The organism is Streptomyces sp. SID5910 (assembly GCF_009862125.1).
Classification (GTDB): Bacteria; Actinomycetota; Actinomycetes; order Streptomycetales; family Streptomycetaceae; genus Streptomyces.
The window spans coordinates 1-719 of record NZ_WWHX01000245.1; the positions used below are offsets into that span (position 1 = coordinate 1).

A 719-nucleotide genomic window follows, 5' to 3' on the forward strand; every position below is an offset into this window, starting at 1 on the left:
CGCCGACCACGGTCTGACGGCGGCGCTCAACGCGGCCGTGCTGTCGCGGCGGCTCGCGTACGCCGCCTGCTTCGCGCACCGGCCGGCCGACGCCGTGGCCGGCCTGGAGAAGGGGCGGGCCCTGGTGCTCCAGGCCGCCGCCGCGTCGCGGAACATCCCCGAGCTGCTGGCCGCTGCCGGCCACGCCGAGCTGGCCCGGCAGTGGCGTGCCCAGGTCCCCACGGACCCGTTGCGCGCGCGGGCCGGCGACGTACCGGCGGCCGGTGAGCCGCCGGTCCCCAGCGGGCTGCGGCGCAGGGCCCTGGCCGTGCTGGGTGTGCGCCCCGGTGCCGGAGAAGGCGCGGGGACACGGCAGTTCGTCGGCACGGCGGACGTGGCCGAGCTGTCCGCCGGGCTCGCCGCGACGGGCACGGACGCGCTGGTCTACCTGCTGCCGGGCAGGCCGATCTCCAGCCGCCCGCTCCCCGGCCACGCCCTGATCCTGCGCCCCGGCGCCGGCCCCGTCATGCTGCCCCTGCCGGATCTGCTCCTGCCGGGCAGCGCGCCGCTGGACGACTACCTCGACGCCGCAGCGGAACGCTCCCGGGCCCTCGCCGACCCGGACGCGGACCCGTCGCGGCAGGCCGCCTGCGAGGAACGCTGGCAGAGCGCGCTCGACGACCTCTGCGACTGGGCCGGGCAGGCGGTGATGGCACCGCTCGTGGCCGCCTTGGCACCGC

Annotated in this window: 1 pseudogene; it reads left to right on the forward strand. The window is 78.9% G+C overall.

The window, feature by feature from the left end:
- Nucleotides 1–719: pseudogene (locus GTW67_RS08720) on the forward strand (CHAT domain-containing protein); the annotation flags it as partial.